The sequence below is a fragment of the Dermatophilus congolensis genome, from assembly GCF_900187045.1.
GTDB lineage: Bacteria > Actinomycetota > Actinomycetes > Actinomycetales > Dermatophilaceae > Dermatophilus > Dermatophilus congolensis.
In genome coordinates this window covers 2,336,557-2,358,195 of sequence record NZ_LT906453.1, presented here as the reverse complement: position 1 = coordinate 2,358,195, position 21,639 = coordinate 2,336,557, and the positions used below count along the sequence as shown (strand labels likewise).

The 21,639-nt window shown below is 58.1% G+C and carries 23 protein-coding genes and 1 tRNA gene; 12 read left to right on the top strand and 12 right to left on the bottom strand.

Translation table 11 applies throughout. The annotated features are described in order from the left end of the window. Window positions 1–217 precede the first annotated feature (217 nt). Window positions 218–844, top strand: coding sequence for a TetR/AcrR family transcriptional regulator (locus CKV89_RS10225; RefSeq protein WP_051277375.1), 627 nt, complete (start codon window positions 218–220; stop codon window positions 842–844). Window positions 845–1,035: 191 nt separating this feature from the next. Further along, window positions 1,036–1,953, top strand: coding sequence for a S1 family peptidase (locus CKV89_RS10220; RefSeq protein ID WP_154657570.1), 918 nt, complete (start codon window positions 1,036–1,038; stop codon window positions 1,951–1,953). A gap of 94 nt (window positions 1,954–2,047) precedes the next feature. Here the strand turns inward: CKV89_RS10220 and CKV89_RS10215 are convergent, their stop codons facing one another. Both CKV89_RS10215 and CKV89_RS10210 read right to left on the bottom strand, forming a co-directional pair. Beyond that, window positions 2,048–3,121 carry a 2-oxoacid:ferredoxin oxidoreductase subunit beta gene (locus CKV89_RS10215; protein WP_028326587.1) on the bottom strand — a complete coding sequence of 358 codons (1,074 nt, stop codon included), beginning with the start codon at window positions 3,119–3,121 and terminating at the stop codon, window positions 2,048–2,050. 19 nt (window positions 3,122–3,140) lie between these two features. Then, window positions 3,141–5,054 (bottom strand): 2-oxoacid:acceptor oxidoreductase subunit alpha, encoded by a 1,914-nt coding sequence (locus tag CKV89_RS10210; protein ID WP_034400670.1) that lies wholly within the window; start codon window positions 5,052–5,054, stop codon window positions 3,141–3,143. Between the two features lie 243 nt (window positions 5,055–5,297). On the opposite strand from CKV89_RS10210, the gene htpX reads away from it, so the two are divergent. Continuing rightward, window positions 5,298–6,158 (top strand): zinc metalloprotease HtpX, encoded by an 861-nt coding sequence (gene htpX, locus CKV89_RS10205; RefSeq protein ID WP_028326586.1) that lies wholly within the window; start codon window positions 5,298–5,300, stop codon window positions 6,156–6,158. A 7-nt stretch (window positions 6,159–6,165) separates the two neighbouring features. Here the strand turns inward: htpX and CKV89_RS10200 are convergent, their stop codons facing one another. Both CKV89_RS10200 and CKV89_RS10195 read right to left on the bottom strand, forming a co-directional pair. Then, entirely contained in the window at window positions 6,166–7,185 is a 1,020-nt protein-coding gene (locus CKV89_RS10200; protein WP_051277168.1) for an asparaginase, read from the bottom strand. Window positions 7,186–7,194: 9 nt separating this feature from the next. Next, on the bottom strand, window positions 7,195–7,689 hold the full coding sequence (locus CKV89_RS10195; RefSeq protein WP_028326585.1) for a YajQ family cyclic di-GMP-binding protein: 495 nt from the start codon (window positions 7,687–7,689) through the stop codon (window positions 7,195–7,197). Between the two features lie 168 nt (window positions 7,690–7,857). Between CKV89_RS10195 and CKV89_RS10190 the strand changes: the two genes are divergently transcribed. Then, window positions 7,858–7,941 (top strand) — tRNA-Tyr (locus CKV89_RS10190). Between the two features lie 713 nt (window positions 7,942–8,654). Here the strand turns inward: CKV89_RS10190 and ykgO are convergent. The 4 genes from ykgO to rpmB are packed head-to-tail and all read right to left on the bottom strand — an operon-like array spanning window position 8,655 to window position 9,512. Continuing rightward, complete coding sequence (gene ykgO, locus CKV89_RS10185; RefSeq protein WP_028326584.1) at window positions 8,655–8,777, bottom strand: type B 50S ribosomal protein L36; 123 nt, start codon at window positions 8,775–8,777, stop codon at window positions 8,655–8,657. Window positions 8,778–8,803: 26 nt separating this feature from the next. After that, entirely contained in the window at window positions 8,804–9,109 is a 306-nt protein-coding gene (rpsN, locus tag CKV89_RS10180) for a 30S ribosomal protein S14 (protein ID WP_028326583.1), read from the bottom strand. Then, window positions 9,109–9,276, bottom strand: coding sequence for a 50S ribosomal protein L33 (gene rpmG / locus CKV89_RS10175; protein WP_028326582.1), 168 nt, complete (start codon window positions 9,274–9,276; stop codon window positions 9,109–9,111). Before rpmG ends, rpsN begins: the two co-directional genes overlap by 1 nt. Next, on the bottom strand, window positions 9,276–9,512 hold the full coding sequence (rpmB, locus tag CKV89_RS10170; RefSeq protein WP_028326581.1) for a 50S ribosomal protein L28: 237 nt from the start codon (window positions 9,510–9,512) through the stop codon (window positions 9,276–9,278). The genes rpmG and rpmB overlap by 1 nt, the downstream gene beginning before the upstream one ends. Before the next feature lie 54 nt (window positions 9,513–9,566). Between rpmB and CKV89_RS10165 the strand changes: the two genes are divergently transcribed. The 3 genes from CKV89_RS10165 (at window position 9,567) to rpmF (ending at window position 11,129) form a co-directional block, all read left to right on the top strand. Continuing rightward, on the top strand, window positions 9,567–9,836 hold the full coding sequence (locus CKV89_RS10165; protein ID WP_028326580.1) for a type B 50S ribosomal protein L31: 270 nt from the start codon (window positions 9,567–9,569) through the stop codon (window positions 9,834–9,836). Then, complete coding sequence (locus CKV89_RS10160) at window positions 9,833–10,900, top strand: CobW family GTP-binding protein (RefSeq protein ID WP_028326579.1); 1,068 nt, start codon at window positions 9,833–9,835, stop codon at window positions 10,898–10,900. Before CKV89_RS10165 ends, CKV89_RS10160 begins: the two co-directional genes overlap by 4 nt. Before the next feature lie 67 nt (window positions 10,901–10,967). After that, window positions 10,968–11,129, top strand: a complete 162-nt coding sequence (gene rpmF / locus CKV89_RS10155; RefSeq protein ID WP_034400420.1) for a 50S ribosomal protein L32 — start codon at window positions 10,968–10,970, stop codon at window positions 11,127–11,129. Window positions 11,130–11,212: 83 nt separating this feature from the next. Here the strand turns inward: rpmF and CKV89_RS10150 are convergent, their stop codons facing one another. The 4 genes from CKV89_RS10150 to CKV89_RS10135 all read right to left on the bottom strand — a co-directional run bounded on the left by CKV89_RS10150 (window position 11,213) and on the right by CKV89_RS10135 (window position 15,525). Then, the gene (locus tag CKV89_RS10150; protein ID WP_051277166.1) at window positions 11,213–12,124 is read right to left on the bottom strand and encodes an SGNH/GDSL hydrolase family protein; all 912 of its coding nucleotides are present in this window, start codon (window positions 12,122–12,124) and stop codon (window positions 11,213–11,215) included. 125 nt (window positions 12,125–12,249) lie between these two features. Further along, window positions 12,250–12,981 (bottom strand): alpha/beta hydrolase, encoded by a 732-nt coding sequence (locus CKV89_RS10145; RefSeq protein ID WP_157728110.1) that lies wholly within the window; start codon window positions 12,979–12,981, stop codon window positions 12,250–12,252. Between the two features lie 341 nt (window positions 12,982–13,322). After that, on the bottom strand, window positions 13,323–14,132 hold the full coding sequence (locus CKV89_RS10140) for an SGNH/GDSL hydrolase family protein (RefSeq protein ID WP_084440856.1): 810 nt from the start codon (window positions 14,130–14,132) through the stop codon (window positions 13,323–13,325). A gap of 178 nt (window positions 14,133–14,310) precedes the next feature. Beyond that, window positions 14,311–15,525, bottom strand: a complete 1,215-nt coding sequence (locus CKV89_RS10135) for a dicarboxylate/amino acid:cation symporter (RefSeq protein WP_034400418.1) — start codon at window positions 15,523–15,525, stop codon at window positions 14,311–14,313. Window positions 15,526–15,722: 197 nt separating this feature from the next. Between CKV89_RS10135 and CKV89_RS10130 the strand changes: the two genes are divergently transcribed. The 5 genes from CKV89_RS10130 to CKV89_RS11950 are packed head-to-tail and all read left to right on the top strand — an operon-like array spanning window position 15,723 to window position 21,628. Beyond that, complete coding sequence (locus CKV89_RS10130) at window positions 15,723–16,055, top strand: hypothetical protein (protein ID WP_028326576.1); 333 nt, start codon at window positions 15,723–15,725, stop codon at window positions 16,053–16,055. A 10-nt stretch (window positions 16,056–16,065) separates the two neighbouring features. Further along, complete coding sequence (locus tag CKV89_RS10125) at window positions 16,066–16,533, top strand: GtrA domain-containing protein (protein WP_028326575.1); 468 nt, start codon at window positions 16,066–16,068, stop codon at window positions 16,531–16,533. Next, the gene (locus tag CKV89_RS10120) at window positions 16,487–19,024 is read left to right on the top strand and encodes an ATP-binding protein (RefSeq protein ID WP_028326574.1); all 2,538 of its coding nucleotides are present in this window, start codon (window positions 16,487–16,489) and stop codon (window positions 19,022–19,024) included. Before CKV89_RS10125 ends, CKV89_RS10120 begins: the two co-directional genes overlap by 47 nt. Then, window positions 19,021–21,063: a hypothetical protein gene (locus CKV89_RS10115; RefSeq protein WP_028326573.1), complete on the top strand. Its 2,043-nt coding sequence runs from the start codon at window positions 19,021–19,023 to the stop codon at window positions 21,061–21,063. The genes CKV89_RS10120 and CKV89_RS10115 overlap by 4 nt, the downstream gene beginning before the upstream one ends. Further along, the gene (locus CKV89_RS11950) at window positions 21,041–21,628 is read left to right on the top strand and encodes a hypothetical protein (RefSeq protein ID WP_154657569.1); all 588 of its coding nucleotides are present in this window, start codon (window positions 21,041–21,043) and stop codon (window positions 21,626–21,628) included. Before CKV89_RS10115 ends, CKV89_RS11950 begins: the two co-directional genes overlap by 23 nt. Window positions 21,629–21,639 lie beyond the last annotated feature (11 nt).

Genomic DNA, 21,639 nt, shown 5'->3' with positions numbered 1-21,639 from the left:
CTAGTTATTGCTGATGCTTTCTGGGCTGTCTCTTGAACGGGTGTTTCTCTGTTTGAGAGACAGCGTCAGGGTAGTGGCGGCAGTGATTACTGGTTTCGCTTATTTGGCGGAAACCCGACACGTGTTTATCCGGTCTTGATAAGAGCTGAGTATGAGGGGAGTAAGAGATCGTCCGGCCTCGGGATTTGTTCCGGGTGCTGGCCGTATTGTGAAAGCTATGTCCCGTGTTCCAGCTGAGCAGCGACGTGAGCAGTTGATCGAGGCGACGATCGACCTTGCTATTGAAGAGGGTCTCGCCGCCGCATCCGTGCGCCGTATCGCCGATCGGGCCAATGTGTCTCTGGGTGTTGTGCACTATTGCTTCAACTCGAAGGAAGCGTTGCTCTCCGGGGTCGCGGAGTCGTTTGCGACGCCTATTCTTGGCCCGGTAGCTGCGGCTATTGAAGAGGGCGACGCCCAGGGCTTGAGCATGCGTGATCTGGTTTTTAAAGCGTTTGATGCGTATAAGGTGCAGATGCGTCGTGCACCGGGTCGGCAGCTGTTGAGTTACGAGTTGGCTGCGTGGTCGATTCGTTCCGATGGCGAGGTTGCACGTGTTCTCTACACCACGTATTTGGACGTGCTGGAGGGGTTCATTAGCGAGGGTTTGAAGCTGGAGGGGACGGAACAGCTTTCAACGCGTACGTTGGCGCGGGTTATCTTGTCGTTGGTGGATGGGGTGACGTTCTCGTGGTTGGTGGATCGGGATGATGAGGCTATCGATGAGGTGGTGAGGATCGTGTTGGACAGTGTGGTTGGTCATTTGGAGGGCACGGCCTTGGGTTCATTGAATGTGGGTGGCTAGGTAGCCTAACGCTTGCTGAGGCGGCCTGTTCTGTGATCTACGGGACAGGCTGTTTCGTGTGTGGGGACTTCTTAGGTGTTGTGTAGGTGAGGCTATGATGCCTACATCTGCTGCATACGGAAATCGCTTGTTTTTCAACTATTTTCAGCGATTACTGAGGGCGGAGTTTAGTTAGGTAATTCTTCTCTTTTGTGCCTGTCGCCTCTCGTTTGTTTCTTCAATTTAATGAAAAGAACTTAATGATGATCACACTTAAGGGTGACCTTGGGGTCGCTAAGTTTGCAATGGTTGGGGTTCTTCTGGGGGGAGCTGTTGCTGGGGCGCCATCAGCTTTCGCTGACGGGGGCTCCGGGCTCGAGACCTTCGATGGTGCAGCCCGGATTATGAAGTGTTCTGGTTCGATTGTGAAGTTTCCTTCATCGCAAAAGAGCGATAAGGGACTTTTCTTGACGAATGCGCACTGTGCTGCAAATCGCCCTTCGGGAGATCAGGTTGTTGTCAATGTTCCTGAATCTCATCTTGTGACAATTATGAAGGGAGCTAAGATTGCGAATGCAATGGATGTGCATAGCACTAAACTTCTTTATGCGACGTTGAAGAAGTCAGATATTGCTTTGTATGAGCTCGATAAGACGTTTGAAGAGCTTGAAAAGGGAGGGGTAAAGCCGCGTTCTTTCGCGAAAGCTGCCCCCGAAGTAGGTGCCGAGCTTTCGATTCCCTCCGCGCTATGGGCGAAAAACTACACCTGCACATTTAATGGTTTTGTTCCAGTTCTTAAAGAAGGAAAGTATCACTGGGAAAAGTCTTTGCGCTACTCGGGTGAGAAGTGTGGACTTGTTCCAGGAACAAGTGGTTCTCCCATCTATAATAAAGATGGTGAGATTGTCGGAATTCACAACACGAAAAACGAAGCTGGTAAAAAGTGTGAGACCGATAATCCGTGCGAGGTTGATGAGGCCGGGAAAGTTTCGGTGGCTCAAGGTGTAACGTATGGGCAGCGTGTCGATGAGCTTGTTGGATGCTTCGAGTCCGGGAAAATCGACTTGAACAAGAAAGGCTGCTCCCTGCATAAAGGAGCAGAACGTAAGCCGAAATCTCCCGCCCAGTGAGAGATACTTAGCATAATCGGTTAAACAGGGATAATCATTGGGGGGCATTTACCGCATCTGCGGCAAATGCCCCCCAATGGGTTTTCTATGGCTTTTATTCCACAGTCCAAGAATCGCGTCCGCGCAAGAGAGCAGCGAAGTCGCTATCCCGTGCTTCGCCACCTACAGCGGTGGTCGCTGCGGAGATTTGTGCACGCACCTGGTCGTCGTATGCGGGAGCGTCAACGTTGCGTAGAACACCAAAGGGGACGTGACGGAATTCGGTGTCGTCTAGGCCTGCCAGAGCGAATGCATGAGTAGGGCTAGCAGCGGTGGGGTCATGGATGACTGCTTCTTCGTCAGTGGAGTGTGTGCCGACTACTTCGTAGTCCATGCCGGAGCGGATCACTTTGAAGCGCTCGTCGGCGGTGACGATGGGTTTTCCAGCTTCGAGAGGTAATAGACGTTCGGCTTTGGCGTCATTGTCTTTTAACGATTCGAATGCGCCGTCGTTGAAGATGGGGCAGTTTTGGTAGATCTCAACGAATGACGTGCCTCGATGGGCTGCGGCTTGGCGGAGAGTTTCGGTGAGATGTTTGCGGTCTGAGTCCATGCTGCGTGCGGCGAAGGTGGCGCCAGCGCCGATCGCTAGTTGGAGAGGGTTGAAGGGGGTGTCGAGGCATCCGGCAGGACTTGATTTAGTGACGAGGCCTTGCTTGGAGGTGGGGGAGTACTGGCCTTTGGTAAGTCCGTAAATCTGGTTGTTGAAGAGCAGGATGTTGAGGTTGACGTTGCGGCGGATGGCGTGGATGAGGTGGTTACCGCCGATGGAGAGGGCGTCACCGTCGCCGGTGATGACCCAGACGGAGAGGTCTTCGCGTGCTGTGGCTAGTCCGGTGGCGATAGCGGGGGCACGGCCGTGGATGGAGTGGAATCCGTAGGTATCGAGGTAGTAGGGGAATCGAGATGAGCAGCCGATCCCGGAAATGACGGCGATGTTTTCTCGGGGGATACCGAGTTCGGGGAGGAATCCTTGGAGGGCAGCGAGGATGGCGTAGTCACCGCATCCGGGGCACCAGCGGACTTCTTGGTCGCTGGCGTATTCCTTGCGGGTTGGTTTGGGGGCATCGCTGGGGAGAGTGGGGATGCCTGCGAGGCCGTGAACCGGGGTGGGCAGATCGATACTCATGTGTGTACCTGCTTTCTGGTTAGGCCTGGGTGTCGTTGAGGTGGGTGCGGTATTCGGCTGCGGGTTGGCCGAGTTCGGCGAGGGCTTGGGTGAAGTGTTCGATGAGGTCTGCGGAGGTGAAGGGCAGACCGTTGACTTGGGTGTGGGAGTGGATATCGATGAGGTAGCGGGCGCGCAGGATGGTAGCCATTTGGCCGAGGTTCATTTCGGGCATGATGACGCGTTTGTAGCTGCGGAGTATGTCGCCGGTGTTGGTGGGGAGGGGGTTGATGTGGCGTAGGTGGGCGTGGGCGATGGCCATGCCTTCGGATTGCATGCGGTTGACGGCTGCGCGGATGGGGCCGTAGGTGGATCCCCAGCCGATGATGAGCAGTTCTGCTTTGCCGCTGGGGTCGTAGACGGTGAGGTCTTCGATGGTGTCGGCGATGCGTTCGATTTTGGCTGCGCGTAGGCGGACCATCGTGTCGTGGTTGTCGGGGGTGTAGTTGATTTCGCCGCTGCCGTTGGCTTTTTCGATGCCGCCGATGCGGTGTGCTAGACCGGGGGTTCCGGGGATTGCCCAGGGGCGGGCGAGGGTTTGGGGGTCGCGTTGGAATGGGTGGAAGGTGGGGTTGCCTTTGGCATCTGTGGCGTTAGGTTCGGTGGCGAATTCGACGGTCATGTCGGGGAGGTCATCGATGTCGGGGATGCGCCAGGGTTCGGATCCGTTGGCGAGGTAGCCGTCGGTGAGCAGGATTGCGGGGGTGCGGTATTGGGTGGCGATGCGTACGGTTTCGACGGCGGCTGCGAAGCAGTCGGAGGGGCTTTGTGCGGCGACGATTGCCACTGGGGATTCGCCGTTGCGGCCGTACATGGCTTGGAGGAGGTCTGCTTGTTCGGTTTTGGTGGGTAGGCCGGTGGAGGGGCCGCCGCGTTGGACGTCGACGATGACGAGGGGGAGTTCGGTGGAGACGGCTAGGCCGATGGTTTCGGATTTGAGGGATAGGCCTGGGCCGGAGGTGGTGGTGACGCCGAGGTGTCCGCCGAAGGATGCGCCGAGGGCTACGCCAGCTCCTGCGATTTCGTCTTCTGCTTGGACGGTGGCTACGCCGTAGCGTTTGAGTCCGGATAGGACGTGGAGGATGTCGGAGGCGGGGGTGATGGGATAGGAGCCCAGGACGAGGGGTAGTCCGGTGCGGTGGGCGCCGAGGGCTAGGCCGTATGCGGTGGCGGTGTTGCCGGTGATGTTGCGGTAGGTGCCGGGGATGGCCGAGGCGGGGGCTACTTCGTAGCGGATGGAGAAGGTTTCGGTGGTTTCGCCGAAGTTCCAGCCGGCTTTGAGGGCGGCGAGGTTGGCTTCGAGGATGGTGGGTTTAGTAGCGAATTTTGCTTTGAGGAAGGCCGTGGTGCTTTCGAGGGTGCGCTGGTATAGCCAGGAGAGCAGGCCGAGCGCGAACATGTTTTTGCTGCGTTCTTTTTCTTTGCGGGTGAGGTCGTAGTCACGGAGTGCTTCGACGGTGATGGAGGTCAGGGGGATGGCGTGGACTTGCCATTGGTTGAGTGAGTCGTCTTCGAGGGGGTTTGTTGTGTAGCCGACTTTGGCCAGGGAGCGTTTGGTGAATTCGTCGGAGTCGATGATGAGGGTGCCGCCGGGTGGGATGTCTTTGAGGTTGGCTTTGAGGGCGGCGGGGTTCATTGCGACGAGGACGTCTGGGGCGTCGCCGGGGGTGAGGACGTCTTGGCTGGAGAAGTGGAGTTGGTAGCTGGAGACTCCGGGCAGTGTGCCTTGGGGGGCGCGGATTTCTGCGGGGAAGTTGGGCAGGGTGGACAGGTCGTTGCCTAGGCGCGCTGTTTCGTTGGTGAAGCGGTCACCGGTTAGTTGCATGCCGTCGCCGGAGTCGCCGGCGAAGCGGATAACGACGTGCTCGCGCTGCTCGACCTGCTTTTCGGCCATTGGGGATGTCACCAGGCTCTCGATGTTGTGTGGGGCCCGTGGGGGCATGGCAGTGCCGTGTCGTTCCCGGTGGTGTGTGCAGCGCTGCGCGTGGGGTGTGGTGGCGGCGTTGCGTGGTCCGGGTGGTGACACGGCGTTTGGGGTTAACGCTAGTCCACTTGGCCTCAGTTGGGTGTTGTCGGTGGAACGTGGGGGTGTATGCGTTGGGTGGAACAGGATTGTGTGGTGGGGCGTTGCACCGGCATGCATTCGCATTACAACGGTTTGAAGACGGCGGTTTTGTTCGGCGCGATTTTCGCGGTGTTGCTTGGGTTGGGTTCGGTTGTTGGTGGCGGCCGTTTTATTTGGTTGTTTGCGTTGGTGGGGGTGGCGACGACGTTTTATTCGTATTGGAACAGTGCGAAGTTGGCGCTGCGTTCGATGCATGCGTATCCGGTGAGTGAGAGTGACCAGCCGGCGATGTATCGGATTGTGCGGGAGTTGTCGCAGCGGGCTGGGCAGCCGATGCCGGAGTTGTACGTGTCTCCGACGGAGGCTCCGAATGCGTTTGCCACGGGTCGCAATCCTCGTAATGCGGCGGTGTGTTGCACGGAGGGGATTTTGGCGTTGTTGGATGAGCGTGAGTTGCGGGGGGTGCTGGGGCATGAGCTGATGCATGTGTACAACCGGGACATTTTGACGTCGTCGGTGGCTGGCGCGTTGGCGGGTGTGATTACGAGTGTGGCGCAGGGATTGATGATTTTTGGTGGGGGTGATCGGGAGAATCGGCCGAACCCGCTGGCTTTGTTGGCGTTGTCGTTGTTGGCGCCGGTGGCTGCGGCGGTGATTCAGATGGCGATTAGTCGTACGCGCGAGTATGACGCTGATGAGGATGGGGCGAAGTTGACTCAGGATCCGATGGCACTGGCGAGTGCGTTGAATAAGTTGAGCACGGGTGTGTCGTTGGCGCCGTTGGAGCCGACGCAGGAGCTGAAGAATTCGTCGCACATGATGATTGCTAGTCCGTTTAGGGCTGAGGACATCGGTCAGTTGTTTTCAACGCACCCGCCGATGGCTGATCGGATCGGTCGTTTGCAGCAGATGGCGCGGCGTATGGGGCAGTAGTGGTGGGTTAGGAGTGGTTGAAGAGGTGTTGCAGTTCGGTGGTGGTTGCTGTGGGGTTGTTGGCTAGGGCGAGGGTGAGCAGGATGCGGGCTTTGTGCCAGGGGTGGCCTGCGCCGGCTATCCAGTTGTGTTCGGTGTCGTTGATGGCGCCGTTGTGATCTGTGATGCCTCCTCCGGTGCGTGAGGTGCGGACGATTTTGATGCCGTTGTTGCTGGCTTGGTCGAGTATGTCTGCGTTGGCGGTGTCGACGTTGCCGCTGCCGGGTCCGATGTAGATGAGCCCATCGGGTGCGGTGTTGATGATGGCGCGGTTGGTCGGTGCGTTTTCAGGTAGGCCGATGGCGATGTCGACGCGGGGCAGGGTGTAGGGGAGTTGGGTGATGGGGAATTGTCCTGCTGGGGTGGGGGGTGGGGTGAGGCGGTAGGGGTGTCCGCCGACTGTTTCTCCGATGGGGCCGTGGTTGGAGGTGAATGCGTCGATGCGGGAGGCGGAGCGTTTGGTGACGTCGCGGCCGGTGTGGATGCGTCCGGCGAAGGCGACGAGGGTGCCACATCCCTGTGCGTGGGGTGAGGCAGCAATGGTGATGGCGTCGGTGAGGTTGGCAGGGCCGTCTGCGCCGGGGGCGTCGGCGGGGAGCATGGCTCCGGTGATGACGATGGGAGTTTGGGCGGGCAGGAGGTGGTGCAGGCAGAAGGCGGTGTCTTCGAGGGTGTCGGTTCCGTGTGTAACGACGACGCCGTTGTAGGGGGTGCCTTGGTGGGTGGCGTGGGTGAGTTCGGTGTGGATGGTGTGGGCGATGGTGATGCGGTCGGCGAGTGTCATCTCGGTGGAGTCGATGGAGAAGACTTGTTTGGCGGTGAGGTCGACGTGGTTGCCGATGGGGCCGATCGCGTTGGTGAGTTCGGTGATGTTCAGGACGCCGGCGGTGTAGCGGTGTCCGGTCGCGGCGGCCGACGAGCCGGCGATGGTGCCGCCGGTCGCCACGATCAGGACCCGCGGGCGTGCCTGCGGGGTGGGGATGTTCATGTTGTTTGGTTAGCGGTAGTTAGTGAATTGGAGGGCGACGTCGAGGTCGGATTCTTTGAGCATGCGTTGGACGGCTTGGAGGTCGTCGCGGCTTTTGGAGCTGACGCGTAGTTCGTCGCCTTGGATGACGGGTTTGACTGTTTTGCCGAATTCGTCGCGGATGAGTTTGCTGATTTTCTTGGCGTTTTCTTGGCTGATGCCGTCTTTGAGGGCGCCGTCGAGGCGGTAGATCTTGCCGGAGGCTTTGGGGGTGCCGTCACCGGTGTCGAGTGACTTGAGGGAGACTCCGCGTTTGACGAGCTTGGTTTGGAGGACGTCGAGGACGGCGAGGCAGCGCTCTTCGGAGTTGGCTTTCATGGTGATGGTTTCGCCGGAGAGGTCGACGGAGGCGTCGACGTTTTTGAAGTCGTAGCGTTGAGAGATTTCTTTGGCGGCTTGGTTGACGGCGTTGGCGACTTCTTGGTGGTCGACTTTGCTGACGATGTCGAATGAGCTGTCTGCCATGGGGGGCTCCTCGTGCTGGTAGGTGAAACTTTGTTAGGGCTGAGGTTAGTCAACGTGCGGGGGGTGGTGAACGTGCCCCACGGGAAATGAGAGGGGGTAGGTGTGTGGGCGAGGTGCCGGTTTGTCTGTGAAACGAACGTCCTGCTATCGTCGTACTCGCACCGACACGGCTGGTTGCCCGAGCGGCCAAAGGGAGCGGACTGTAAATCCGTCGCGCAAGCTACCAAGGTTCGAATCCTTGACCAGCCACCAGGAGTGCACGAAGAGAGTCAGGTTTAACGGAAACGTTAAACCTGACTCTCTTCGTGCATGGCCTCATGTTTTCTAGTGCGCAGCTTTTCTAGTGCGCAGCGGAAGCGCGGGTATTGAGGCGGTCAGATGTGCAGCGGTGGAGATGTCTGTGTGACTGCTAATGGTGCCTCAAAGTTATGAGAACCAATAAGCCGGTAACTTTTTGGTTCATGCTGCATGAAAATTCTTGCTTGAGAAGCAGTCTGGGGAATTAAGGAATAAATTTTCTGAGCAAACGAAAGCCCTATTGATTCAAGTTAAGTGGGGAATCTTCCTGTGCTCAAAATAAATTCATGGATTCTGAGTGCTTTCTCATGTGATAACGGCATGAGGAAGCAAAGGCGAGTCGAGCTATTGATTACTGAATCTTTTTGCAGCGTTGGCTAATAGGTAATCCGGCAATTTTTTGGCTTCGTGTATCGCTTCGCTGACCTTGGAGCAGCAGCAAGGAAAACGGAATTGCGTGCTGTGAGCTGTAGGTCTGATTGCCAAGCGTTGCAAAGCCTTACCGAGGCGTTGCAGGTAGTCGAAAGCATCTGAAAGGAGCAAAGGTGGCTCTGGTGGCTCTGGAGAGCTCCTGGGGCGTTTATGGCGGGTCTGTGCGCATTATTTGAGCCCCGGATCGACGTCTTGTCGGTCCGGGGCTCGCGCTATCGTGCCCACGAGGCTGCTACTCAGCCCTGGCGTGCCTTGAAGCGAGGGTTCGCTTTGTTGATGACGTAGAGGTGGCCACGGCGGCGAACCACCTTGGATCCGGGAGCTGCTGCCAGCGAGCGGATGGAGGCGCGGACCTTCATGAGAGTCTCCTAAAAGGGTGTTTCTGTCACCAGCTGGATTTCGTAACGCCAGGCAGGTTGCCTGCGTGGGCTTCTTCGCGCAGGCGGACGCGGGAGAGGCCGAATTTCCGGTAGACGGAGCGCGGGCGTCCGTCAACCACGTCGCGGTTGCGCAAACGGGTGGGGGAGGAGTCACGGGGCAGCTTTGCCAGGGCCTTGACTGCGTCGGAAACCTCCTCGGGCGAGCTCTGCGGCGAGAGGATCGTGCGCTTCAGTTCAGCGCGGCGGTCAGCGTAGCGAGCGACGATTTCGCGGCGCTGCGCATCCTTGGCGATCTTGCTTTTCTTAGCCATCAGCGTTCCTCTTTGAATTCCACGTGGCGGCGCACGATGGGGTCGTACTTGGTGAGATGCATGCGGTCAGGGTCATTGCGCTTGTTCTTGCGCGTGACGTAGGTGTATCCAGTTCCGGCGGTGGAGCGGAGCTTGATGATCGGTCGGATCTCGTTGCTCTTTGCCATTAGATACGTTCTCCTTTCGCGATGAGTTCAGCGGCCACGGCGTCGATTCCACGGCGGTCGACAATGCCGATAGCTTTTGCGGAAAGGTTGATCGTGACGTGGCGTCCGAGACTGGGCACCCAGTAACGCTTGCGCTGAATGTTCGGGTCAAAACGACGTTTTGTGCGTCGGTGACTGTGTGAAACTGAATTTCCGAACTGAGGCGTTGCGCCCGTGACCTGGCAGCGTGCGCTCATGGGACCTCCTATGCTAGGAATGATAATCGTTCGCATTAAGGTACAGGAGATCACATGAAACAGGGAATCCACCCCGACTATCACCCCGTCGTCTTCCGTGACAACAACGCGGGGTATGCATTCCTTACCCGCTCGACCGCTACACCTAAGAATACAATCGAATGGGAGGACGGTAACACGTACCCCGTCGTTGATGTCGACGTCTCCTCCGCAAGCCACCCATTCTGGACCGGCCGCAACCGTGTTCTTGACACTCAGGGACGTGTTGAAAAGTTCAACCGCCGTTACGGCAAGCGACGTGCAGGTGGCCAGGAGGGTCGATGACGACAGTCATCACCTGCGCCGCGGTTAACGAGTCTATGCGCTCCACTGTTACCGGTGGGTTGCTGCTTGATATCCCAGGCGCGGTGCTTGTCCGACACGACATCGATCCCGATGCGGGGATCTTGCGGCGGGTCATCGCTGACGGCAACGGTGTCATCGATGACCGCAGCATCCCCCTGGCGCATGCATGCCTTGGATGCGCTTTGCGCGAAGACATCATCCCGGCTATTCGGGAGGTCCTCATGCGCCGTCCCGAGGTGATCGTGCTCGCACTTCCTTTGAGTGCTGAACCAGTGCCTGCTCTGCGTGCATTGGCTGAGCTTGCTGAAGAGGGGATGTGCAAGGTCGGACGTGTCGTAGCCGCAGTGGACGGTGAAGAAGTGATGTGGGACCTCTGCGGCGACGACTTGCTCAGTGAGCGTGACCTCGGCTTCGGGGCCGACGATGATCGAGCCTTGGGGGAGGTGTTGGCGCGCCAAATTGAGTGCGCCGACGTTGTCGTCACTGCAGGGCCTGTAGCGCAAGCCGAGGAAACCGTTCTTCGTCATATGCACCCAGGGGGTGCAGCCCCTGTTCCGGTATGTGAGCTGCAGGCATCCAGCCTTTTGGATCCCCTGCCTCAGGAGGAAGTGGAGCATCGAGGAGACCCTCTGGTAGCTGCTCCATCCGGCGTTGCAGATGCCCACGGCGTGTGGACTGTGGAGCTTTCTTCATGGCGTCCATGCCATCCGGACCGGTTGCGTGAAAACTTTGAAGGTCTTGGTGGTACCCCGGGCCGCGGGCGAGGTGTTTTTTGGCTCCCCACTCGCCCGGAGGCAGTCTGCCAATTTGATTCCGCCGGAGGGCAGATCAGTATCGGCACGCACATGACATGGCAGGAAGCTGGAGTCGATCCAGTTACCCGCTTAGTCATCACTGGCGTCGACGGTGACCCCACCGAAGCGCAAGCCGCGTTCGAAGCTGCTCTACTTACCGATGCTGAACTTGCAGCCGGGCTCAACAGTTGGGCAGGGCGCCCGGACGACTATGATCCATGGCTTGGAGAACGGCGCGACGTAGCCTAGAACCCGAACAAGCGGGCAAGATGGTTCCGCACAGTACGCAACTGATTGATTCTCGAAGGAAGAAACCATGGCAGTCCCCAAGCGAAAAATGTCTCGTTCCAATACCCGTCACCGCAGGTCGCAGTGGAAGGCAAGCGTTCCTGACCTGGTGGCAGTGCAGGTTGACGGCGAGCAGCTTCAGGTGCCCCGTCACCTCGTCAAGGCAGCACAGCGCGGTCTTCTCCGCTGAGTGCGGTGACGAAAAAGCGTTTTGTCTTAGATCATGCATCTAAGACAAAACGCTTTTTTGTGTGTGAGTAGAGGTCAGATTGCTCAGCCTGCTGCGAATGAGGGCCCCAGAGCCGCCAAGATGGCCTTAGCGAGCGCAGTGTGCCCCGAAGCATCCAAGTGGTCCCCATCGGGCGCCAGCTTGGACGTGGGGTCTTTTTTGCCGTTCTTGCCCTTGATGGGCGTGTAGGCGTCGATAAACTGCCCGTTTTTCCCAGCGGCTTCGCGCAGGGCAGTATTGACCTTGCGCGTTAGTCGATCACTTGCCCTGAGGTAGCCCTCGCCGTAGTGAGATCCGACTTTGCCATCCGGGAACACATTCCAATAGCCGATAACAGCAATTTTCGCTCGGTAATTACTTATTCGTGATATTTCATCAGTTAAAGATGAGATATTTCGGCGAAGACGAGTCAGATCTGCGCCATAACAGCGATCGAGATTGTTAGCGCATTCTTCGATTTGCTCCGGATTGAAATCATTAGCGCCAACTTGAAGTAAAACCAGATCCGCAGTGGTGATATCCGCACGAGGCTGAGGAGTGGCAAGTTGGGCAACGATATCGGAGCTACGGGCGCCGCCTAGAGCAAGATTCACTAGCCCTGCAGTACGGTTGTGGCGCCGCGAGAGAGCTTGGGCCACCTGCTGCGAATATGTATCGCAATCGCATGCCATCCCTGCAGGCACCGAATCTCCCAAAGTGACGATCGACAAATGCTTGCTGCCAGTCGCGCTGGGGGTGCTGTTGTCGCCTGAGAAGCTCGGAGAAGGGCTGAACCACGCAGTGGTTGCCTGCACGCTCGTAGGGCGTGAGCGTGGCTTAAACATATTCCACTGTTGTGTCGCAAAAACGGCAGCGACCACAGTGCAGGCAAGGCAAAGCATCACGATGAAGAAAAAACGCCGATAGATAGATGAACCCGATGACTCTTCCTGCGCAGATGGTTCGGGTGTGTTCATGGGCTGTTCCCTTCGACATCCTGCTCCGGGAGCGGTCCGACGATACGTGATCGTTCAGGTACAGGATATGCCTCGCCGACAGTGCGATGTCGACGACATGACCGAGGGGAACAGCCCAAGCTGGATCAGCCTGCAGGCTTGTCCAGCTTGCTACTTAGCCAAGAAAACACGTCAGGCAAGATCGAGGTGTACGTAGTCCAGGAGTGGGCTCCATTGGGCACCTCTTGCATCTCGAAAGTTGTAGGAGGCTTAACTACGGCGGCGAAGTCTGTGCTGTTTTTCTTCGACAAAGCCCCGTTGTTGGCCCCCGTGCCATACCAGCTCTTAATCGCTACCTTCGGGGGAGCGGTCTGCACCACGTGCATAGGGTCAGTTGCTTTCGCGGCCGGAGTCTTGCCTGCTGCGAGATTGGAATCGATATTGAAATACCCGTCCAGGGGCGCAGCTGCGGAGAAAGTGTTCGGGTTATGCATCGCAATGACAGCTGCGCAGTACCCCCCAGAAGAAACTCCTGTTGTTCCCCAGCCAGTGGGGGAGGTGGAGGTACGGAAATCATGCTTAATCAGCTCAGGTAGATCCTTGCCAAGAAAGGTGCCTACCTTCGGTTGCCCTTCAAGGTCTGTGCACTCCGTGTCATGAGCGTCGTCAATCTGCATCTGCGGCTGCACGAGAATGAACTGACTCGACTTACCTGACTGAGCCCCAGCAGCAATCGCCGACGGGCCCCCATGAGTGAACCACGGCGTGCCCGTCGTGCCAGAACCGCCAGGAAATGCAACAACTACCGGGTAACGCTTTGAAGCCGCAGAAGGCTCGTCGTAATCCGTTGGAAGCCACACATGAACTTTGAATGACACACCGGATTTGGGACCTTGGTACTTGGTTTCAACCGCACGTCCAACCTTCACCGGCTGCTTACTCCATGAAGCCAGCGGCTTGACCTCTGTGGGAGTGGGCTTCGAAGCAGTTTTATTTCCCTGATTCGCAGGGGAAGAATCATCGCCACCGCACCCAGCAAGCGCTGCAACCAAAGCGAAAGCGACACCGGCGCGTAGAACAAGAGCAGACCGTGACGCACGCGAGGCACCTGGACGCTGGCACCTGGATCCGGAAAGACGAAGCATGGGTAGAGCCTAGATACCCCACAAACCCACGGCAATATTTCGCCCTTCGGTTCCTTTCAGGTGCAGTCGCAGCATCAAACGAGAGAAGTACGAGGCCCCAAACGGCGGATCACAGCATCGACAATCGCCTGATGCCCATCTCCATTTGGGTGATCTCCATCGGCCGCAAGGAGAGAAGTCGGGTCATTTATCCCTTTAGGGCCCTTAAATGGGGTGTAAACGTCGACGTACCATACGCCAGCGTCACGTGCGGCAAAGCGAATAGTTTTATTCACCTCGCGCGTGAGTCGATCGCTCCCAACCACGAAAGCTTTTCCTTTTGCGCGCCCCACTGCGCCGTCTTGGAAAACGTTCCAATACCCCAGAGCCATGACTTCGGCGCGCGGATATTTTTGCAAAGACTTAATCGTGCGAAGGGCGGAGGAAAGAATTGAGCGGAGTGCACGCAGCTGCGGGCCGTAGCAGTTTTTTGACGCGATGTCATTCCGGCACTGTGCCGCTTTCGATGGAGAAAAATCATTAGCTCCCGTCTCGACAAGAACAAGGTCGCTTCCGGCCGTGTTGGTGCGAACCTCGGGAGTCTTCAATGTTGACAGCAGTCCAGCAGAAGTGGAGCCGCCGCGCGCATAGTTCCTAAAGGCGTAATCCTTATCCTGAGTTGATGCAATGGAATTTGCGACCTTCTCGCCAAAAGGAATGCAGTGGCACGCCGCCCCACTTGGAACCGAATCACCAAAAGTGATAACTGAAACTGGCCCTGAAGCGCTAGCAACACTGGCTGAAGCCGAACTTCCCAAAATTACTAAAGCGACCGATATGGCACATAGTCGGCCAGGGTGATGTAGCCGGAAAGGGCGAAGGGAACCTGAGCGGCGCGAAAGCACAGAAAATCCTTACGCGAGGAGTCTTCCTGTCGCGCTAAGAGACTCCTCCCGGGATAGGCGGCATTGAAGCGCGACTACCGTGCCCATCGGCATGCGCGCCCCTTGCTAAAGAAAGGTCGTCCTCACATGTGAGGACGACCTTCAGGGAAGACTCAATGTCTTTGTGGCGTAAGTATTCCTACGGCGCATCAGGGGGCTGCTGCAGTGACTTCTTTTTCGCTTGATCCCTCAAGACAAGTTTGTCCACGATCGTAGCCAGTGCGCCATCTCCAGTGACATTTGTCGCCGTGCCGAAAGAATCGATAGCGATATACGTGGCAATCATCAGCCCCACCTGCGGATCCGTGAATCCAAGCATGCTCGCCAGTAGTCCCGCCGCCGTCATAATCGCACCCCCAGGTACACCAGGAGCTGCAACCATCGTGATGCCCAACATGAGGATGAATCCAAGGAACAGCCACGGGTCGACCGTCTTACCAGAAAGCATCATTACGGCGAGCGAGAAAGAAACAATTTTCACTGTCGAGCCTGCCAAATGGATGGTCGCGCACAGCGGGACAGCAAACGATGCAACCGGCTCCGAAACCCCTGTTTTGACAGTCTGACGCAATGTCACAGGAATAGTTGCAGCTGACGAAGAGGTCCCCAAAGCCGTCACATATGCAGGTAAAAGAGTTTTAAGAAGCATCAAAGGATTACGTCGCGCAACCAAACCGGCAATCGCATACTGCACAAAAAGAACTACCCAGGTGAGCGCAAAAACCATCACGATCACGCCGAGGAATGTTGTGATGACGTTAAAAACTTCACCCACGGCTGTCATGTTGAGAAAAATATCAAAAATGTAAATCGGCAGCAGAGGGATAACCACTGTGGAAATGACCTTGTTTACCATCTCGCGCAGCTCGCAGAAACCGCGCAACAATAGATCTCCCCGGATTGCGGTAAGAGCAACACCCACCATGAAAGCTAAGACCAAAGCAGTCATGACGTTAAAAACGGGCGGCATTTCGATCGTGAAATACGGCTTGAGTAGCGAATCGGCAGGATTCGTGACTGATGAAACGCTTCGCCCCGCCAAAAGATGTGGCAAAACCACAGTGCTCGTGGCCCATCCCAAAAGTCCTGAAGAAATCGTTGACACATATGCGATAGCTGCAGTCACTGCCAGCCACTTGCCTGCGCCCTTACCTAACTCGGAGATGGCAGGAGTAATAAGCCCCACGATAATTAACGGAATAATGAAAGATAGGAAGTTTCCGAAAACTCCGTTAAAAGTAACGAAAACACGTGTCAACTCATGAGGGAAGAACTGGCCGCACGCTATGCCCAAGACAATAGCGAAAAGAATTCTGGGAAGAAGACCAAATTTTTTGGAGACCTGTGAAGGCATATCAGGAGGATAAGACCAACTCACCCAACCTGCCCCAAGGGTCTCGCGTGCCGGGCGAACACAAACAACACCTCAACCAAATAATCCACCGGCACAACACCGAGCTTCCTAGGAAAACGATTGCGATCGTGGAAGATTGAGCACCGCGTGAAAGGAAGCACGCCCCACTCCTTCTCACCCACCCCAGAAAGCCACACATGATCACCACCATGCTGACCACACCACCCAGCCACCTGGCCACCACAGGCTGGACCAGCGACACCCTCAACCACGCCGCAAACCTCAACCACACCGGCAGCATGAACTGGGTCTTCCTCGGATCCGTCATCATCGGCATCGTCACCGCCCTCTTCGCCTACATCGGCATCACCCAAATCGCCTCATCCCGCCGCGGCGACGTCCGTCAAGCAGGCCGCCAATCCGCCGTAGCCGCCATCGGCACCTTCTGGGTAGCCCTCGCCATCGGCGGATTCACCACCCTCCTCGTATCCGGCGTAGGCAGCTTCCTCACCAGCGTCTTCGGCCAATAACCCAACACCCATGCGCATCCGCACCGACGACGCCGCCACCCGCGTCGAATTCACCTTCTACGACCTACCCGGCGAAGCCCGCTGGTTCCAATGGGTCAGGTTCTACATCGCCTGCCTCATCGGCATCCCCCTCACCTCCTTCACCCTCTGGCTACTCGGATCACTCTTCACACACGGCCCCTGGCTCACCATCACAGCCACTCTTACCGGCGCCACCATCACCATCATCACCACCACAGCCATCCTCACGATCACCGGCCGATACGAAACCCCCACCACCCCCCTCACCTACCGAATCCACCAACTCTGCGCCGAACTCCACGCACCCCGAACACCCCCACCCATCGACGGCCCCACCCTCACCATGCCCGACTGGAGCAGCCGCCCCACCGCCGCACCCGTCCACGAACCGTCCATGTTTGGAGCCCCCAGTGACAGCCATCACCCGCCTGCGGCGCAGCCTCAGCGCACTACGTGAACACCACGCCGAAACCAAACGCATCCGCACCACCGAACCCTACGGACACGCCAACCTCCTGGCCTCACCCATCACCAACGAAACCTGGCTCTTCTTCCGCCTCAACGACCAAACCTGGCGAGGCCGCTCCGCTCCACAACGCGACGCCACCATCCGCACCAACGCCACCATCTGGTCCCAACTCCTCGGCGAACGCATCTGGCTGCGAAGCTACCCCACCACATACCCCACCAGCGCCATCACCCAGGCATATAGCAACACCGCACCACAACCAGTCCCCACTAACCCCACCACCGACACCGAAGGCTGGGAAGGCCACCTCAAACGCCAAGCCCAAGCCATCAACCAACTCAACGCCACACGATGGCGAACCATCCTCGCCATCCGCCTCTCCAACCGCGCCATCGACCGCACCGAACTACCCCTGTGCATACCCGGCACCCCCGTACCCCACAACATGCACAACTACCTACCCATCCAAGAACGCGTCGACCACCTCACCCGCACCCTCACCGGCCACAACCCCCACACCCCATGGGCAGAACCCATGACCACCAAAAGCGTCGAAGCAGTATTCATCGAATCCATGCGCATGGGACTACCCGGACACGGCCCCATCCACCCCAGCGCCGACGCACTCCAACCCTCCGTTCAACTCACCACCCTCCACAATGGCGAAACCACCTCCCGCTACACCGCCATCCTCCGCGTCGAAAACGCCCCAGACAACATCGACACCAACGACCTCCTCACCCCACCACTGGCCTGGTTCGGCACCCGCACCACCCGCACCGACCTCGTCGCCTGCGGAGACATCATCGACGGACGCGAACTCAAAAACACCGCCGAACTCCTCGTACGCCAAAACACCTCCATCGCCCGCGCAGACCGAGCACAGGGATACGACACCCGCCCAGAAGTTGAAGATGGCCTCAACCGCGCCCGCAGCTACCGACGCGAAGTCAACTCAACCTCATCAACCCTGCGCCACCGCTTCACCGGACTCATCAAAATCGCCGTCACCGAAAACACCCCCGAAGACACCGCCGCCGCCGTCCGCGCCATCCGCGCCGCCGCCGACGCCGACAACAACACCACCCTCACCCACGAACTCGGCCAATACACAGACTGGCTCACCTTCCAACCCGGCCGCGAATGGGACTTCACCGGTCACCTCACCCAAATGCCCATCATCAGCTGGGCCGCAGGAATGCCCCAAGTCACCGGCAAAGCAGGCGCCGAAACAGGCGCACTCCTAGGCAGCATCGCCGGAACCAACGAGGTCTATCACATGGACTGGTGGGAAGGCCCCCGTCGCAACCGCGCCGGAACCACCCTCGTCACCGGCAACCTCGGCGAAGGAAAATCCACCCTCGCCGTCCGCGCCGCCTACGAAGCCACCCTCTCAGGAATCCCCACCCTCGTCATCGACCCCTCCCCACACGGCTCCCTCGCCCGCGTCGCACACCTGAAATCCATTAACCACCGCTCCCGCATCGTCCCCATCACCAAAGAAGCACCACCGGGCGCACTCATGCCCCACACCGCCATCCCCGAACCACGCCCCACCGACTTCGAGAACACCGAAGAATACGAAGGCGACCGCCGCGCCCGCGCCTCCGAACGCATCGCCCACGCCATCGACATGACTCGCGCCTGCCTACCCATCGGCATGGCAGAAAACCCTGACACCCTTGCCGCCATCGAAGCAGCCTGCAACGCGGTCGGCGGCGCCTACGGCACCCACAGCCAAGAAATCATCGACGCACTCACCAAAGAAGGCACCGCCGGAGCCCGCGCGGCCGCCCAACTCGCCGGAAAACGCGAATCCCTCGAAGGACAACTCGTCTTCCCTGCCACCGAAGTCAACCCAGACAAAGTCATCGACCTCGTCAGCTCCGAAACCCTCACCATCGTCACCATCCCCGGCATCGAAGTCCCCGAAGCAAACATGCCCCGCTCCGAATGGACCAGCCAGATGCGCCAAGCCGTACCTATCCTCCTGGGTGCAGCCCGCCTAGCCTCCCTCCACCTGTGGGCCGACCGAGAACGCAAATTACAAATCATCGACGAACTCGGCGTCCTGGCAGCAGGCCAATCAGCCATCACCTCACTCATGCGCCGATCCGCCCTCGACACCCGCAAAGTCGCCGCAGCCGTCATGTGGATCATGCACACCATCACCCCACTAACCCATCTCGGCGACGACCTCATCCGAACACTCATCGGACAATTCATCACCTTCCGAGCCAACGAATGCAACGCCAACGAAGTCGCACAACTCATGCGCACCCCCATCGGCGAAGGATGGTCAGAACGCATCGAACGCCTCCGCAACGCCGAAATGCTCATACGCGGATTCGACGACCGCCTCGCCATCACCGCACACGACTGGGCATGGTGGACGCCCGAACTCCGCTCTGCAGCAAACACCACCAGCATCCATACCCCACCCCCCGTCGCCGACGTCTACGGCGACTGGTCCGCGTGACCCCCCATCCATGGCGCCACCGAGACCACACCCCGGCCAGACGCCTCATCCGATACCTCAGCATCGCCGCACTCACCGCACTGCTCTGCACCACAACCCCAACCCCCACAAACGCAACACCCAACCCACCCACCCCGTCAGCAACACCAACCCTCACACCCACCCAACCACCAACACCCCCCAACCCGCTTGAAGACCTCGGCAACACCATCCGCGGAACCCAGTCCGACCTCCAATGTAAAAATCCACCCACCCCAGGAGATCCAAAAGACGGACTCGCAGGATGGATTGACGCAGGCCCCTCAACCCCCGGAAACGGCCTCTACTCCCGCTACGGATACGGCGGATACGAACCGGTCATCTACGACCCAGGGTGCCCCCTGTCCATACACAACGGTGCCCAGGGAGCAATCTCACGCATCTTCGACCCACGCAACGAAGCCGCCACCCTCTACATACAACTCCAACTCGTAGCAGTAGCAGTAGCAGTAGAAGCCACACACATCGTCTTCACCCCCGAAGGAATCTGGTCCTTCATCACACCCATCACCACATTCACCCGCCACACCCTCGGAGCCAGATGGTGGCTACTCTTCGGAACACTCTCCCTAGCAGCCACCGGTATCTACTGGCTACTGCGATCTCGTCGCGGTGACCTCGCCGAAGCTAGCTCCGCCTCAGCCAAATCCGCACTCATCCTCACAACCGGAGCCCTCACCTTGGCTACCACCGTCACAGCCGGGTCGCTCATCTCAACCGGAGTCGCAGCCTTCTATACAGCAATGGGAGAAGCAACCACCCAAGCCACCCACACCAGCGGACCAGTCAATCCTGCCCAACCCCCACCCACAGACCTGCCTGCCTTAGGAAAAACAGACGCAGTCATCGGCGACATGCTCATGCAAAACGTCATCTACCCCTCCTGGGCCACCATCCACTTCGGCCCAGATCAAAAAGCCGCCGCACAATTCGGCCCCCGCCTGTTCGCTGCCGGAACATACACCCGTCACGAAGCTCAACGCGCCACCACCGACCGCGCCTACGCCGCCCACATTCAAGCAGCCAAAAAAGCCGACTACGCACGCGTAGCCGCCGAATACCACACCACCTACCCAGGCACCTATGACCGATACTTCGCAGGAAACGACACCAGCGAACGGCCCTCCGCCGCCCTGGCAGGACTCCTTGCCTGCCTACCCATCGTCGTCTTCCTCACCTGGTCCCTGTGGTGGATGGGCACTTTGCGCCTCGTGCTCGACATCGCGCTAGCCATCGCGCCGATCGGGGCGCTCATAGCCCAATTCCCTCGCCTCCAATGGACAGCCAGCGCCATGGTGCGCTGGATCAGCTCCTATTTCCTCACCGCGGCGATTGCCACAACTCTCTTCGTTGTCTTTGTGGCTGGGGGAGTGGGAAACATACTCGGTGCCGAAGCCAGCACCTCTGCAAAAGTACTCGCGATGCTCATCATGCTCGTCGTAGCCCGCTCTGCCTGGAAACGCCGACACCTACTTGCCCAACACACCGGCGTCAACAAAGACACCCGAACACTTGCGACTGCTTTAGAAGCATTACGCGAGGAATTCCGGCAGCTAAGAGACAACTCAGTCAAAAACACCCCTACCGAGGCAGTGATTCCTTCAGCAGTTTTTGTAAGAGCTGAGACAAGCCATATCGATGATCGAGAACTCCCCGACGAAACCCCTCGCCGCATCACCGTGCATGGAGAAACCGCCCAGCCCACTGAACAGCGAACAGCACTAACTCCACAACATCCCACTGCTTATTACGAGAACGAGCAGACCCAGACACTCATATCTGCACAGACGCCGAATAATTTCGATGAGCTAGCCCAACACCAGTTAGGTCAGGCCAATAACGTGCATGTGCACGGGGACCAGATAGATCGACCGCGCCGTCTGGACGCGTCGTCATGCTCTTCCAATATCGCTGCTTCAAAGGTCCACAAAGACAACAACCTCACGTGTCAAGAAAACCAGAAAGAAAGGAGTCAACGTGCCTGCACATCCGATGCATAGGTCTGCGCGTGTGGTGTCGGTGTTGGCGTGGATGCTGAACAGTCCTCGCAGAGCAGCCGTTGTCGTTATAACAGCCGGTGTCGTGTCACTAATCCTGCTGGTTGGGCTCATTGCAGCAGTTACCGGCAAAGCAAACGATCCAGCAGCGACAAAAGAAAGTGGTTTTGACCTCTCGTCCTGTCAAGTTGTGGCGAATGGCTTTGCTCAGGATTTCTTCGCAGCACCGAAAGATAAACAGTGGGCAAGCAGAGTGGGCAAATGGGTTGATCCACAGCTGAGTGACGCCGTGTCAGATATCGACCCTTCCCGAGTGCCCTCAGGCACACCGAATCAGGTTAATCATCACGATGAAGCAGCATCGTGTGATGTAGTTTTCGACGTTAAACCGGCGAATGTTCGTGTGAGGGTTGAGGCTTCTACTCCCGCAGGGGATGGCCTCTGGTATGTGACTGCGTGGCGTGAAATGAAGAGAGGCATCGCCGCCGCATCTGAAGCGCTATCCGGGCCCACAGAATTTTCACCATTTTCTATTGCGACTTTCGCGGCGTTGAGAACGCTTTGGTGAAGTTGCGCTAT

Excerpts from the sequence above, each read along its gene's own strand:
- CKV89_RS10225 (WP_051277375.1), top strand. The coding sequence starts at position 218 with ATGTCCCGTGTTCCAGCTGAGCAGCGACGTGAGCAGTTGATCGAGGCG.
- CKV89_RS10215 (WP_028326587.1), bottom strand. The coding sequence starts at position 3,121 with ATGAGTATCGATCTGCCCACCCCGGTTCACGGCCTCGCAGGCATCCCC.
- CKV89_RS10210 (WP_034400670.1), bottom strand. The coding sequence starts at position 5,054 with ATGGCCGAAAAGCAGGTCGAGCAGCGCGAGCACGTCGTTATCCGCTTC.
- htpX (WP_028326586.1), top strand. The coding sequence starts at position 5,298 with ATGCATTCGCATTACAACGGTTTGAAGACGGCGGTTTTGTTCGGCGCG.
- CKV89_RS10200 (WP_051277168.1), bottom strand. The coding sequence starts at position 7,185 with ATGAACATCCCCACCCCGCAGGCACGCCCGCGGGTCCTGATCGTGGCG.
- CKV89_RS10195 (WP_028326585.1), bottom strand. The coding sequence starts at position 7,689 with ATGGCAGACAGCTCATTCGACATCGTCAGCAAAGTCGACCACCAAGAA.
- ykgO (WP_028326584.1), bottom strand. The coding sequence starts at position 8,777 with ATGAAGGTCCGCGCCTCCATCCGCTCGCTGGCAGCAGCTCCCGGATCC.
- rpsN (WP_028326583.1), bottom strand. The coding sequence starts at position 9,109 with ATGGCTAAGAAAAGCAAGATCGCCAAGGATGCGCAGCGCCGCGAAATC.
- rpmG (WP_028326582.1), bottom strand. The coding sequence starts at position 9,276 with ATGGCAAAGAGCAACGAGATCCGACCGATCATCAAGCTCCGCTCCACC.
- rpmB (WP_028326581.1), bottom strand. The coding sequence starts at position 9,512 with ATGAGCGCACGCTGCCAGGTCACGGGCGCAACGCCTCAGTTCGGAAAT.
- CKV89_RS10165 (WP_028326580.1), top strand. The coding sequence starts at position 9,567 with ATGAAACAGGGAATCCACCCCGACTATCACCCCGTCGTCTTCCGTGAC.
- CKV89_RS10160 (WP_028326579.1), top strand. The coding sequence starts at position 9,833 with ATGACGACAGTCATCACCTGCGCCGCGGTTAACGAGTCTATGCGCTCC.
- rpmF (WP_034400420.1), top strand. The coding sequence starts at position 10,968 with ATGGCAGTCCCCAAGCGAAAAATGTCTCGTTCCAATACCCGTCACCGC.
- CKV89_RS10150 (WP_051277166.1), bottom strand. The coding sequence starts at position 12,124 with ATGAACACACCCGAACCATCTGCGCAGGAAGAGTCATCGGGTTCATCT.
- CKV89_RS10135 (WP_034400418.1), bottom strand. The coding sequence starts at position 15,525 with ATGCCTTCACAGGTCTCCAAAAAATTTGGTCTTCTTCCCAGAATTCTT.
- CKV89_RS10130 (WP_028326576.1), top strand. The coding sequence starts at position 15,723 with ATGATCACCACCATGCTGACCACACCACCCAGCCACCTGGCCACCACA.
- CKV89_RS10125 (WP_028326575.1), top strand. The coding sequence starts at position 16,066 with ATGCGCATCCGCACCGACGACGCCGCCACCCGCGTCGAATTCACCTTC.